The sequence below is a fragment of the Candidatus Poriferisodalis sp. genome (assembly GCF_965208895.1).
Taxonomy (GTDB): domain Bacteria; phylum Actinomycetota; class Acidimicrobiia; order Acidimicrobiales; family Poriferisodalaceae; genus Poriferisodalis.
Genome location: NZ_OZ242363.1, coordinates 2,661,247 through 2,673,801, shown reverse-complemented (window position 1 = coordinate 2,673,801; position 12,555 = coordinate 2,661,247). Strand labels below are relative to the sequence as shown.

The window sequence follows — 12,555 nt, the reverse complement described above, 5'->3', positions numbered from 1 at the left end:
ATCCCCTACTTCACCACGTACACGACGTACCAGGTGGCGGCCCACGCAAGCACGGCAAAGTCCCAAAAGAAGACCGCTGCACCCAGCGGTGTCGAACGGTCGCGGCCGACGCTGCCGCCCAGCGAACGAAGCGTCATCAGGCCGAGATAGAACATCCCCACCATCACGATGGCCAGCGAGAGCCCGGTGACGGCGAACGCCAGGGTGGCCCATTCGCCCGAGCCGATCTCGATCTCCATGCGGTTCAGGCTGAACATCACCATGTTGAAAAAGGCGAAGCCCATCACCAAGGTCAGGGCCATGCCCACCCAGGTGTGACCGCGCTCGCCGCGACCGCTTGCCCACACGGCCCAGTGGGCGGTGACAACGGAGACCCCCAAGGTGATGAGCGCGTAGACAAGTTGCGGGTTCGGCACCGCATGGCCGGCGATCCATTCATGGCCCGGGTCGTTGAGCAGGTGCCGGCGTGCCATGTAATGACCCAGCGCCCCCGCGACTGCCATGGCGCCGGCCGCGACGGCGAACCCGGTGGCGACGAGCTGGCTGCGCGGGCGCGGCGGCGGTCCGGGGAGGTTGTAGCGGCCCGGCTGGGGGGCCTCGACGGTGCCGGTCATGTCCGCCATCAGGCCGGCACCTCGTGCGCGTCGCGATCGGCCGCAACGCCACTGCCGTTGAGCCCATTGCCGTTGAACTCAAGGTCGAGCAAGGGAGTGCCTGAGGCGAGCTCCGGCAGGGTCTCGGACGGCCCGAGCGGGGGCGGCGAGTCGAGCAGCCATTCCGGCGTCAGACCGCCCCACGGATCGGACTCGGCCGGGGCACCCTTGCGCATCGACACGCTGACAAGCAGGTTCAGCACCACGAGCACCACGCCTGCCAGCACGATGACAACCCCGATAGCACCGACCGTCGACAAGCCCTCAGCGACGGAGGCACCGGTGTCGTCAACCTGGTCGGCATAGCGAGTCGTGAGCAGCGGATCGCCGTACACGAACTGCGGCTGCTCGGTGAGGACACCCGACAGTGTCGGGCCGAGCCACGCCAACAAGGCGCCTCCGCCGATCGCCAGGAGGCTGGCCCAACCGGCGAGTTCGGACAGCCGCCGACCCCAGATCTTTGGCGCCCACCAGTGCAGTGCAGCCAGCCCGCCCAGGAGTCCAGCGCCATAGATGAGCAGGCTCTGCTGGCCGGTGACCCATGTCGTGAAGCGCAGTGGGGCATTTCCGTCGACGCCGCGATCCGCAATCTGCAGCCAGTCGACACCGGCGCCGACCAGGCCGACCAGCGCGGCCGCGGCGACGAGCGTTCCGGCAACAAACGCTGCGGCCAGCGCCGTGTTGGGCCGCGTCAATGACAGAGTGCCGCTGCCGGGCCTCGGCTGATTGCGGCCTTGCCACACGGTGAAGCCCAACAGCGCCAGCAATCCGGAGACCCCTGCGAGTGCACCTGCGTAGAGGCCGACCAGCACGATGCCCTCGAGTCCGTCGACAATGTCGGCGCCCTCGTCGGTGATGCCGAAGTTCGCCCACGCGCCGAACCCGAAGAGCCCGACGAGCCCCATCGTGAAATACAGCGCCAAAGGCTCGAACACCCAGCGGCGAGCGGCCGCCAGCATGATCTCGGCAACCACGCCCAGCACCGGCACCACGTAGATGAACAGCTGCGGCGTGCGGTACATCCAGTCGATACGAGACCAGATGCCGTAGTTGCCGCCGAGGAAACGGGGGCCATAGCGGTGTTCGATGTAGAGAATGACGATCTGGCCGAGCACCACGCCGAGGCTGACGACCAGCATGGACGCCGTGACGAGTGCCGACCAGGCGAACGGGGGCGTGCGGTCCATGTACATGCCCGGCGCGCGCATCGTGAGCGTGGTGACGGCGACACAGATCGCTCCGGTCAGCAGCGATATCACCAGCCCCGCGACGGCCAGCAGGTGCAGATCCACTCCGTCCGCGAAGCCGCCCCCGGGGCCGCCGTTCGCGATGTAGGCCCCGACGAGCACGCCAGCCGATACCAGCCAACCCCAGAACGACAGGGCGGCTGCCCGCCCGAAGGCCACGTTCGGCGCGCCGACCTGCAGCGGCACCACATAGACGGCAATGCCCAAGAACAGCGGGATGAGCATGCCAAATACGAGGGCGTCGCGCGTGAAGGTGAATACCTGCACGAACGAGTCGCCGTTGAGAACGGTGTGTCCGCCCGATGAGGTCAAGTCGAACCGGACCAGCAGGTCCGCGATGGTGCCGGCGAGGCCGAACAGCAACGAGCAGGCGATGAACAGCCTGCCGATGCGCTTATGGTCGACCGTGTTGAGCCAACCGAACGCCGTCGGGTCTTCCGCCGGTGCAGGCGCGGCAAATCCGTCTGCATCCGCAGACACAGACGGCCCTTGTGTATGCCCCGCTTCGGTAATGGCGTCGGTCATGCGGCGAAGTGGTTCCCGGACTCGGCTGGCAGCGCCGCTTGGGGGCGACGCCAACGGGGCACTCTAGCGACCCGCGGCCCCCTCAACCAGATTGCCAAGGTCGCAGCTTGCGTTGCATCCCGCTCCGGTTTGAGGTCCCCGTACGAGGCTCGTTCAACGGCTGCTTGTGCTGGCACAGTGCCCTGCGAATGTTGCTCTCGCTCGCTTCGCCCGCGGGCAGCACTGGCCCGAGGCGGCGCCTCTTCGCGGCTCACCAGCTGAGCCGAACTACGACGTCCACCGCCATTGCCGCGAACAGCAGCCCCAAGTACGCGATGGAGGTGTGAAAGACGCGCATCGCGGTCGCCGGTGTCAACGCACGCCACAACCTCACAAGCTGCCATCCGAACGCTGCGCCCCCGGCCAGCGCGACCGCCCAATACAGCCCGCCCGCACCGGCAGCCACCGCGAACCACAGCGACAGCGCGATCACCGCACCGGTGTGCAGCGTCATCTGCACTAGGACCGAACGCTCGCTGGCAACCGAGGGCAGCATCGGCACCTCGGCGGCGCCGTAGTCCTCGGCGTAGCGGATCGCCAGCGCCCAGAAATGCGGCGGCGTCCAGAAGAAGACAATCGCGAACGCGATCCAGGCCTCGAGCGACAGCGTCCCGGTCACGGCCGCCCAGCCCACGAGCACTGGGGCCGCACCGGCTGCACCGCCGATGACGATGTTCTGAGCGGACGACCGCTTCAGCCACAGCGTGTACACGAATACGTAGAACAGGCAGGCCGACAGTGCAAGCGACGCCGCCAGCAGATTGGCGCCCCACCACAGAATCCCGAAGGCCGACGCCTCGAGCACCACGCCGTAGATCAGCGCTGCCCGCGGCGTCACCGTTCCGACCACCAGCGGGCGGTGCGCTGTGCGAGCCATCGTCGCATCGATATCGCGATCGATGTACATGTTGAAGGTGTTGGCGCCCGCGGCGGACAGCGTGCCGCCGACGACGGTGAGCAGCATCAGCGCCACGCTGGGCACGCCGCGCTCGGCCACGAACATCGGCGGCACCGTGGTCACCAGCAGCAGCTCGATGATGCGCGGCTTCGTGAGCGCGACATATCCCCGCAATGTCGTGGAGACCGACGGGCCGGCGGGCGCGTCGGCGTGCAACCCGGCGACGCGGGGTGCCTTCATCGCCGACATCGCAGCGGCCGCTGACGGGCTGGCATCGGTGTGAGGCTACGCATCAGCCCTAGCGTTTCAGCGTGAGCTTCCAGCGCCACGCCGACACTGCGCAACGTCGGCCGTTCGTCACACCGCAGCGGTTCGCGCTCGTGGCGCGCTGGGCGCTGTGGTCGCTCGTGGCGATCGTCATCACGGGCTCGCTCGTACGGCTCACCGGCAGCGGTCTGGGATGCAGCGAATGGCCGAACTGCGAGCCCGGCGAGTTCGTGCCGGCTGCTGACTTTCACGGCTGGGTGGAGTTCGGCAACCGCATCGTGACCGGCCTGGTGTCGGTGGCCGTCGTGGTGGCGGTCGGGGCGTCGTGGTGGCGCCGGCCGCGCCGGGGCGACTTGGTGTGGTGGTCGCTGGGCCTGGTGGCCGGAGTGGTCTTCCAGATCGGTCTCGGCGCTGTGACCGTGCTGACTCACCTGTCCCCGCCGGTCGTGATGTCGCACTTCCTGGCATCGCAGGTGCTGGTATCGGCGGCGGTCGTCTTGGCGCATCGAGCGGCTGGCGAGCCGTCCCCCGGCGGCAACCGCGACGCCCGGCTCCCAACTCATGTCCGGACGCTCGCATGGCTCGCCGCGACGCTGACGGCCGCAGCCCTGTGGACCGGAACGGTGGTGACTGGAACAGGCCCCCACGGCGGCGACGAGCATGTCGAGCGCTTGCAGTTCGCCCTGCCGTCAGTGGCGCGCATTCACGGCATCACGGTGGTCGTGCTGGCAGCGGTCACGTTGCTGGGAAGCGTTGCGGTCCGTCGTCTCGCCGCGACATCGCGCGACGAGACAGCCAGCATGGGCGCTGCTGTGCTGGGTCGGCGCATCCGAATCGTGATCGGCGTGATGGCCGTGCAAGCGGCGATCGGGTACGTGCAGTACTTCAACGAATTGCCCGTGCTGCTGGTGGCCCTGCATGTTGCAGGCGCAACACTGCTGACCATTGCGATGACTCGCCTCGTGCTCGCCGCTTCGGGCCGCGGGGCCAGCGATGGCTGGTTCGCTCATTCGCCCAACACCGTGATCTCTGGTCGAGACCGATGATCCGACACCCGCACGGTGCGGGATCGGCGAATTGGTTGGCATCGCGGGCCGCGATTTCGCAGAATAAGCCCGTGAGCCCGACCGCTTCGACTGTGTCGTCCGATCTGGTGCAGGTGCCAGCCATGTCGTCTGAGTTGGCGAACGCCATTGCTGTGTCGCCTCGCCTGGCGAGCGCTCCAGCCGTGGTCGATCCCGAGGTCGTCCGAAATCCGACGACTGAGGACGAGCACGAGACCGACGCGCCGTGGGTGGTTCTCGTCTGGAATGACCCGATCAACCTGATGAGCTACGTCGTGTACGTGTTCCAGAAGCTGTTCGGCTACAGCGAGGCCAAGGCCACCGAGCTGATGCTGGACGTGCACCACAAAGGTCGCGCCGCTGTGGCCTGGGGCGCGCGCGAGAAAGCCGAGCTCGACGTCTTCCGGCTCCACGAATACGGACTCTGGGCCACCATGCAGAAGGACAACTGAGCGATGCCCGCGGCACCCCGGCGGCGACCGCCTGACGGCGGGCTGATGGCGGAGGCCTCGTGAGCGGGACGCGGTTCGGGGCCCGCGGTTCGCTGGTGAGCGTGCACCTCGCCGATTGGGAGCGGCGTCTGCTGGCCGAGATGGTGGGAGAGCTGCGATCCAACCTGCTCGACCACACACCGGCGCGCGACGGCGGCGACGGGCTCGACCCATCGCTGCGGCGGCTGTTCCCGCCGGCCTACTTGAGCGACCCCGACCGCGATGCGGAGTACCAGCGACTCATGCGCGACGAACTGCTGGCCGAGCGCTTGGACCATCTCGATCTGCTCGACAGCACCCTCGCCTTGGAACATCTCGACGATTCGCAGGTCACCGCCTGGGTGCAGGGCCTGAACGAGCTGCGCCTCGTGCTCGGAACCCAGATCGACATCTCCGAGGAAGACGATCCCGCCGACGTAGATCCGCACGATCCTGCACAGCGGCCACGGCTGCGCTACCACTACCTCGGCGGCCTGCTCGCGGAACTCATCGACGCCGTCGAGCGTTAGGGTCCGCCAGAAGTCAAGTCGCGTGGTCTGCGCTCGGAACCATGCGTAACTCTTGGCAATCACACGGATCGTTCGCGCGACTTGACCCGCGGCGGGCCCTTAGGGCACCGGCGCTCGATTCCCTCCCACCAACGGCCGGAATTGCCCGCATTCAGCGTCGGTGGTCGCGGCGGTGGCGAGGCGTAACCTGATGTGCCCTGCCCCCATCGTCTAGCGGCCTAGGACACCGGCCTTTCACGCCGGCGGCACGGGTTCGAATCCCGTTGGGGGTGCTGTCGAGCAGCCTCCGCCTCAGTCATGTCGGATGAGCGGAAGCCGAAGCTCGACGGCGGCATCGGGGCCCTCGGTGCCAACCACTGAAGCAGAGCCGTCGTGAGTGCGAGCGACATAGACGACGATGGACAGCCCGGGGCTGACCTGCCCCGCTGAGACGGGGCCACTCGCAACGGGAAGCTGTCCCGAAACCTGCAGGTCAGGGACGCATTTTCGTGTCTAAGAAACGGTTGTTTCATCGACAGAACCGGAGCGCGACAATGAGTCGGCGTGCGACGCCGCGGCGGGTGTCAGTTCGGCGGCGGCGACGGTCCCCGATTGCTCAGCAAGCACGCGGGTTTGCGGCTCAGACAGGCCCCGTCACCGGCGAGAGACCGAAGAGCTGAAAAGTCAGCTTGACAGGCTCAGATCAGATGTCCACGATACGAACGATTCGTGTGCAGCCATACGGTCCGGTGTGCTGGCAGTAATCGAATTGGGCGGCTGCTGGTTTCGAAGCGGCTACCGTGGTTTCATCTCTGACGGGTAGCGGGTCTTGTCGTCGCGTACAAGGCGTCTCAGACGCTGCCACAAGCCGACCTTGCCTTGCTTCGTACGGAGTTCGGCGGCTCGGGCGAGGATCGGTTCGATGTTGTCTGACCAGTCGGCCGTGCCGCCGGGGAACTCCCAGTCGTACGTCTCAGTCACAGCGTCGTAGATCTCGTCGTAGGTAGTGACGTCGAGATCAGCTGCCAAGCGGGCTGCGTCGCGCAGGTCGTTGTCGCGTCCGGCTAGGACTTTCATAGCGATTAGCGCCTGCCCGCTCACGCTGTCCACTGTGAGGTTTCGTCCGGTGTACATGCGTTCTCGCTCGAAGTGCGGCAACAATTGATGGCGTGACACGGAATCGTTCATCCAGTCATGGTGGATACCGAATCTGCCAGCCACTTCAAGGACGGCTGCATGGGTCCTGTCGTCCAGCAACGAGTTGAGGACATCGATGTCGCTGCTGAGCCGATCGTCGTAGCGCCAGATCATCGACGCGCCGCCGCAGACGATCAGATGCACCGGCGGGCCGCCGCTCAGCGCTTCGTCGAGCGCCGACAAATAGTCGAGCATCTCCGAACGGCCGAACCGGTAGCTGTCTCTGGATGGGGCCATGCCCTGTGTCCCCGCAGCCGTGCTCAGGGCGGCTTATTCAGACCATTGGCCGAAAGCCATGCACCCTGATGTCCTCAATGAACGCTTGGTCAAACCATGCCCGGTGATAGTTGCATGCCTCTGGGGCGTCGCTGTAGCGCTTTTCGGAACGCGGATCAGCCTGATCCGGTGCGCCGAGAACGGAGAATGCCCCCCATGAGACACGAATGTGATTCGGTGCACGGTGCTTGTGAACCCAGTCGGGCACGTCGATGCCGTCTCGATCGCACAACGCATGCACCACTGCTGCGACTCGCACCAGGTTCCATCGATGCCATGGGTGCCAACGGTCGGTGATGTAGCCGTGACGTGGCGGGTCGGCGATCATCGCTTCGCGGTGCTCGGGGACAAGCGCCCAGTGCTTCGCGAAGCTGCGCAGAGCCGAGTCGCGGGTCGAGCGGCGACGCGGGGACATGTAGCGCGGCAGCCAACGGGCCACTGGCATGCGCAGCCCAGGATGCGGCGGTGTCACGACCGACTCGGCAGCGCTCGACTCCATGCACGCGACACTAACGCGGCGAAAGCACCCGGCGACAGCGTGAGCCAGGCGACACGACAAGACTCGCGATGCTCCTATGGTTCGTCAAGCGGCGGTTTGTTGGGTGTTGAGCCAGTCGCGGCAGGCGGGGCGAGCTGGGGGTGGGTTGAGGGTCCGCGGGTAGGGGTCGAGGCCGTGGGGGATCGGTGTTTGGACACGCCGAACCCTGGAGGGCCTCGATGAATCGTGATGCTGTGTCGGTGCGGCTGTGGCGCCGGGCCGCACTCGCCCTGCTCGACCGAGATGGCACGGGTGCACCCATCGCTACGTGCATGCACTGCGCCGGCTCGCAGATGCAGAAACCGTTGGTCTGATAAATAGAAATGGACTTGCTGAGAAATAGAACTTGAAACTAGGCTTCTCAGCAGTGCTGGAACGGAAGATCGCCGCCGATTGCCATGACTCGCTGCTGCAGCGCCGCCTGGCGGACTATCCGGCGGTCGCCCTGGTGGGACCGCGTCAGTGCGGCAAGACGACGCTCGCCCGCTCGCTCGGGGCCCGCTATTACGACATGGAACTCGACGCAGACCGCTTGCGGCTGGACTTGGAGTGGGCCGAGATGGCCGCGAGCGAAGACTTGGTGGTCATCGACGAGGCTCAGGCAGCGCCGGAGATCTTCCCGCGCCTGCGCAGCACCATCGACGCGGCCCGTCGCCGGCACGGGCGGTTCCTGCTGCTGGGGTCGATCTCGCCGTCGCTCATGAAGAACGTTTCCGAATCTCTGGCCGGCCGCCTCAGCGTGGTGGAGCTGACGCCGCTGTCGTGGCTGGAACTGAACGGCGACTGCCGCGAACGGCTGTGGCACCGCGGCGGCTTCCCCGACGGCGGGGTGCTCGGCGGCCGAGGGTTCGCGGACTGGCAGCACGATTATCTGAGCCTGCTCGCGCAGCGAGACCTGCCGGCATGGGGCCTGCCAGCAACGGCGCGCACCACCCAACGGCTCTTCGACCTGCTGGCGGTATCGCACGCGCAGCAGTGGAACGCGAGCGAGCTGGGCCGCGGCCTCGGCCTCTCGTATCACACCGTGAACGCCTACTTGGACTACCTCGAGGGAGCGTTCCTGCTCAGGCGCCTTCCCGCCTACCACGCCAACGCCCGCAAGCGACTCACCAAGCGGCCGAAGGTCTACTGGCGCGACAGCGGCCTGCTGCACGCCCTGTGGGGTGTCGACACGGCTGCAGGCCTGTTTGGGCACCCAATGGTGGGAGCAAGCTGGGAAGGGCACGTCATCGACCAGGTGCTCACCGCTTTGCAGCAAGCCGGAAGGAGGTTCAGCGCCTCGCACCTTCGCACCGTCGATGGCCGCGAGATCGACCTGATCCTCAACGTCGGACGCGAATTGTGGGCCGTCGAGATCAAGCTCACCACGAACCCCAGCCGCGCCGACATGACCCGTCTCAACGACACCGCCGACCTGATCGGCGCCCATCGACGGTTCCTCGTCAACCGCGGCCCCGAGACAGCCAGCAGCGGCACAGCCACGGTCTGCGACCTCAGCCGCATGGTCTCCTACGCGACGCAGCCGTCTGCCGATCCCCGCAACACCGTCTGATGCCGGCGAGCGATGTGCGCAGTTCATGACCAGCATCGGTGACCAATTTGCTGGGCGTGCGACATCGCCAAGGTTTCCAGCATCGCATTGCAGCTGCGCACCAATTCGCCCCGCACGTCGTCTTCGCGGCGGTACTTGGGTTGTGGGACACCACCTCGGCGGCTGCGCGGTTCGACTTGGTCATTTACTGCGAACCTGCATTCTTGAATCATTCGTTTGCATGCACTACGTTGCGTTCTATGAATGAACGTACGTATGTAGTCGAATCGAAGCGAGTCATCTCGTATGCCCGCGTGTCGACCGGCGCCCAAGCCGCAAGCGGGCTCAGTATCGATGCCCAGCACCGAGCCGTCGCCGACATGGCTGCCGTTCGCGGGTGGCGCGTCGTCGAGCGCGTCAACGACGAAGCAGTATCAGGATCAGTGCCCGTTGACGAGCGGCCTGGGCTCGGCACTGCACTCGTGCAGCTCGAGCAAGGCGAAGCAGACATGCTCGTGGCGACACGCGTTGACCGGCTGGCCCGCGAAACGCTGGCAACACTGCAGCTGTTCGACCGTGCTGAGCGCCTGGGATGGGAATTGATCACCCTTGATGCACCGGAGGGCACCAAGACTCACGACGGCCGGCTGCTGGTCGGAATCCTTGCTGTCATCGCTGCCCACGAAGCCGGGTCAGCCCGCGCCCGCACGGTCGCGGCCCTGCAAACCGCCCGACGCAACGGCACACGGCTCGGCAGGCCCAGCAATCAGCCCGAGGAAGCCCGAGCCCTCGCCAAGCAACTCCATGCCGAGGGCTACAGCCTGCGCGAGATCGCAGCGGCGCTCGAAGTCGCAGGCATTCTCACCGCGACCGGCAAGACCACCTGGCACCACTCCAGCGTCGCCGCCCTGCTCAACAAACCCGACGCTTAGCCCGATTCGCCGTCGCGCACGGCACCCGCGACATCGCCTGCGTCACCGGTCGGCCCTGCCAGACCGTCCACCGCTGACGCACACAGCCCCCCGGCCAGACCCGGCTCAGGGAAGTATGCGACGCCCTCAAAGACGCGGGCTGCGGATAACCCCCGCTAGCGGCTCGCGACCGCCGACGATTCGACGGACTGGCAGGGTCCGCCGTCAGAACGGCCCGCGCACAGCACAGCGGCTGGCCGCAGCCCGCACCAACGACAACGCCCCGAAGCAACAACGTCGGTACGCATCGCCGGCTGCGAGGACCTTGCCGCGATCGGCGGCGGCCCGTGCTTTGTCGGCGCACGGTGCCCCTGCCACCTGATCAGGGTCGCCCCTGCGGCAACGCTGACAGCCAGAACCGGCGCTACGGCCCAGCCGGGGGAGAGCAGACGCAAGGACAGCACTCCAACGGCCAGCACCGCGACCGCTGCGAGCAACCCTGCCAGACGCTCGCGCAAGTCACGGCTGGCCCACAGGGCAACCGCTGCGAACAGCGCAGCAAAGGCGATCAGTCGCGCCAGCGTCATGCTCGAATCGATGACGCTTCGCCCCGCGAGAATCACCACGAAAAACCACAGCCATTCCCAGCGGCCCCGCTTCGTGGGCATCGCATCGGGTTCGTTCGCGGCCATGGGTTCAAGGTAGTTCGGGGCGCTCATTTGCGGAACAGGTCGATCTTGCGCGGGTCATCGGCTCGGCGGCGTGCTCGCCTCGGGCGGTGTGTTCGGCGTGGGATCCACATCGCGCGTCGGCAAGCCCGACGTCGAGCGCCCGCGATGTCAGCTACCAGCCGCCTCGGCCTCGCGCCGCTCGGCGGCCTCACGGCGCCGCTGCTCGGCCGCCCGCTCGTACTCGGCTGCTTGTTCGGCCCGCTCGCGGCGGGCCGCCTCCGCGCCCTGCGCCCAACGCGCTTCGGTTGCTGCTCGCCGCTCCGCTGGCGTCCGGGCCGCGGGCGACGCCTCGGGCCTGTCCGGCCGACCGCCCGACATACGCCTCTTATGCCACCCGAGCAGCGCCGTCATCGCCGCAGCAGTGAGGGCGAGGATCGCCGCCAAAGCCCACCCCGCGGACAGCAGCCGCAGGGCCAGCAGGCCCACGGCGAGTACCGCGGCAGTGGCAAGAACAGCGGTAGCGCGCTCGCGGCCGTTGCGGTCAGGAAGGAGCGCGAGCGCTCCGAGAATAGAGACGGCAGCGAGCAAGATTGCCAGCGGCCCTGGGTCGATAATCCGTGCCGCGACGTACAGCGGGACAAACCAGAGAAGCGCCCAACGACCCCACTCCCGGCGGCGCCCAGCGGTTTCGTTCGTAGGCATGGTGTCAGGGTAGTTGGGGTCGCTCATTGCGGAACCGGTCGATCTTGCGCGGGTCATTGGCCGAGGCTGGCGAGGGCCGCTTGGCATTGTGTCACAGCCCATTCTCGGTTGTCGTAGCTGCTTTGGTACTGGCTGTATCCGGCACCGTTCACGTACAGCGTGACCTCGCCGCGACCGGGGCGCCCTCGGAACGCGAACGATGTCCACGGGCCGCAGTAGCTGCCGTCATCGTCGCCGCTGCTGTCGTCGTCGCCGCTGCTGTCGTCGTCGCCGCTGCTGTCGTCGGCTCGATAGTCAGCCCTCGCCTTTGCATCAGAGACTCCGAGCGCCCTCAGCGCAACAAGCAGAAAACCCGCCGACCGAAACCGACGGGTTCCCCAAAGTTCCAGCAGCGCCCAAGCGCAGCGGGCCGCTATTTGGCGAACGTCTCCGCTTGCTCAGCCTCACGGCGGCACTGCCTGCGGAAACGCGTATACGACACGATCCCGTAGATCGGAACCCATGCCAGCACGACCCACCACGGGAAGCCGATGCTCATCGCGCCCTTAGCTGCCAAGTACGCCACAGCGCAGCGCGGCCCGGAATGGAGCAACGATTTGAAGAAAGACGTCGGGGCTGGCGGGCTGCTGGGTTCGGCAGCGCTCATGGTGTCAGGGTAGTTCATGGCGCTTAGCGCAACGTCGGGGGTGCTCATTCGCAGTGCCCCGGCGGGAAGTCACCGTGCCCAGCCGCGCCCAGGCGGCCTCTACCGGCAGCGCCCAAGCGCAGCGGGCCGCTACTTGGCGAACGTCTCCGCCTGCTCGGCTGCGCGTCGGCGGGCGCTCTTGCTGGCCTCTATCGCCTTCATAAAGACTTCTTGGCTGAGCACCATGAGCACGCCACAAAGCAGCCCGAGCAGGAGACGGGGCATGATCCAATCGGCATGCGACGTCAGTATGCATGCCGCGATGAATGCCGCTAGGGAGATGGCCCAGACCGTCCAGAGCTGGGCGAGTGCCATGGTGTCAGCGTAGTTCATGGGGCCGACTTGCAGAAATACTCGATGCCGTAAGTGTCA

At 66.7% G+C, this 12,555-nt stretch carries 14 protein-coding genes and 1 tRNA gene; 6 read left to right on the top strand and 9 right to left on the bottom strand.

Translation table 11 applies throughout. The features are described 5' to 3' along the window. Positions 1-5: 5 nt before the first annotated feature. From ACOGJB_RS12110 to ACOGJB_RS12100, 3 genes are all read right to left on the bottom strand, one after another. Positions 6-623 carry a cytochrome c oxidase subunit 3 gene (locus tag ACOGJB_RS12110; RefSeq protein WP_419837375.1) on the bottom strand — a complete coding sequence of 206 codons (618 nt, stop codon included), beginning with the start codon at positions 621-623 and terminating at the stop codon, positions 6-8. Beyond that, entirely contained in the window at positions 623-2,425 is a 1,803-nt protein-coding gene (locus ACOGJB_RS12105; protein ID WP_419837374.1) for a cbb3-type cytochrome c oxidase subunit I, read from the bottom strand. Before ACOGJB_RS12105 ends, ACOGJB_RS12110 begins: the two co-directional genes overlap by 1 nt. A 250-nt stretch (positions 2,426-2,675) precedes the next feature. Beyond that, positions 2,676-3,611: a heme o synthase gene (locus ACOGJB_RS12100; RefSeq protein ID WP_419837373.1), complete on the bottom strand. Its 936-nt coding sequence runs from the start codon at positions 3,609-3,611 to the stop codon at positions 2,676-2,678. Positions 3,612-3,673: 62 nt separating this feature from the next. Here ACOGJB_RS12100 and ACOGJB_RS12095 point away from each other — a divergent pair, with 62 nt between their 5' ends. From ACOGJB_RS12095 to ACOGJB_RS12080, 4 genes are all read left to right on the top strand, one after another. Then, positions 3,674-4,675, top strand: a complete 1,002-nt coding sequence (locus ACOGJB_RS12095; protein WP_419837372.1) for a COX15/CtaA family protein — start codon at positions 3,674-3,676, stop codon at positions 4,673-4,675. A 122-nt stretch (positions 4,676-4,797) separates the two neighbouring features. Beyond that, a complete protein-coding gene (clpS, locus tag ACOGJB_RS12090; RefSeq protein WP_419840731.1) occupies positions 4,798-5,145 on the top strand; it encodes an ATP-dependent Clp protease adapter ClpS in 348 nt (115 codons plus the stop codon). A 59-nt stretch (positions 5,146-5,204) separates the two neighbouring features. Further along, entirely contained in the window at positions 5,205-5,693 is a 489-nt protein-coding gene (locus ACOGJB_RS12085) for a DUF2017 family protein (RefSeq protein WP_419837371.1), read from the top strand. A 199-nt stretch (positions 5,694-5,892) separates the two neighbouring features. Further along, positions 5,893-5,965: transfer RNA gene (locus ACOGJB_RS12080), tRNA-Glu, on the top strand. A 502-nt stretch (positions 5,966-6,467) separates the two neighbouring features. Here the strand turns inward: ACOGJB_RS12080 and ACOGJB_RS12075 are convergent. Next, positions 6,468-7,106: a DUF6036 family nucleotidyltransferase gene (locus ACOGJB_RS12075; RefSeq protein WP_419837370.1), complete on the bottom strand. Its 639-nt coding sequence runs from the start codon at positions 7,104-7,106 to the stop codon at positions 6,468-6,470. Between the two features lie 37 nt (positions 7,107-7,143). Continuing rightward, on the bottom strand, positions 7,144-7,644 hold the full coding sequence (locus ACOGJB_RS12070; RefSeq protein ID WP_419837369.1) for a hypothetical protein: 501 nt from the start codon (positions 7,642-7,644) through the stop codon (positions 7,144-7,146). 406 nt (positions 7,645-8,050) lie between these two features. Between ACOGJB_RS12070 and ACOGJB_RS12065 the strand changes: the two genes are divergently transcribed. Both ACOGJB_RS12065 and ACOGJB_RS12060 read left to right on the top strand, forming a co-directional pair. Beyond that, entirely contained in the window at positions 8,051-9,235 is a 1,185-nt protein-coding gene (locus ACOGJB_RS12065; protein ID WP_419837368.1) for an ATP-binding protein, read from the top strand. A 239-nt stretch (positions 9,236-9,474) separates the two neighbouring features. After that, positions 9,475-10,146: a recombinase family protein gene (locus ACOGJB_RS12060; RefSeq protein WP_419837367.1), complete on the top strand. Its 672-nt coding sequence runs from the start codon at positions 9,475-9,477 to the stop codon at positions 10,144-10,146. A 155-nt stretch (positions 10,147-10,301) separates the two neighbouring features. Here the strand turns inward: ACOGJB_RS12060 and ACOGJB_RS12055 are convergent, their stop codons facing one another. The 4 genes from ACOGJB_RS12055 to ACOGJB_RS12040 all read right to left on the bottom strand — a co-directional run bounded on the left by ACOGJB_RS12055 (position 10,302) and on the right by ACOGJB_RS12040 (position 12,516). After that, entirely contained in the window at positions 10,302-10,817 is a 516-nt protein-coding gene (locus ACOGJB_RS12055) for a hypothetical protein (RefSeq protein WP_419837366.1), read from the bottom strand. A gap of 147 nt (positions 10,818-10,964) precedes the next feature. Next, entirely contained in the window at positions 10,965-11,498 is a 534-nt protein-coding gene (locus tag ACOGJB_RS12050; protein WP_419837365.1) for a hypothetical protein, read from the bottom strand. Between the two features lie 412 nt (positions 11,499-11,910). Beyond that, positions 11,911-12,144 carry a hypothetical protein gene (locus tag ACOGJB_RS12045; protein WP_419837364.1) on the bottom strand — a complete coding sequence of 78 codons (234 nt, stop codon included), beginning with the start codon at positions 12,142-12,144 and terminating at the stop codon, positions 11,911-11,913. Positions 12,145-12,273: 129 nt separating this feature from the next. Further along, positions 12,274-12,516: a hypothetical protein gene (locus ACOGJB_RS12040; RefSeq protein ID WP_419837363.1), complete on the bottom strand. Its 243-nt coding sequence runs from the start codon at positions 12,514-12,516 to the stop codon at positions 12,274-12,276. Positions 12,517-12,555: the final 39 nt, after the last annotated feature.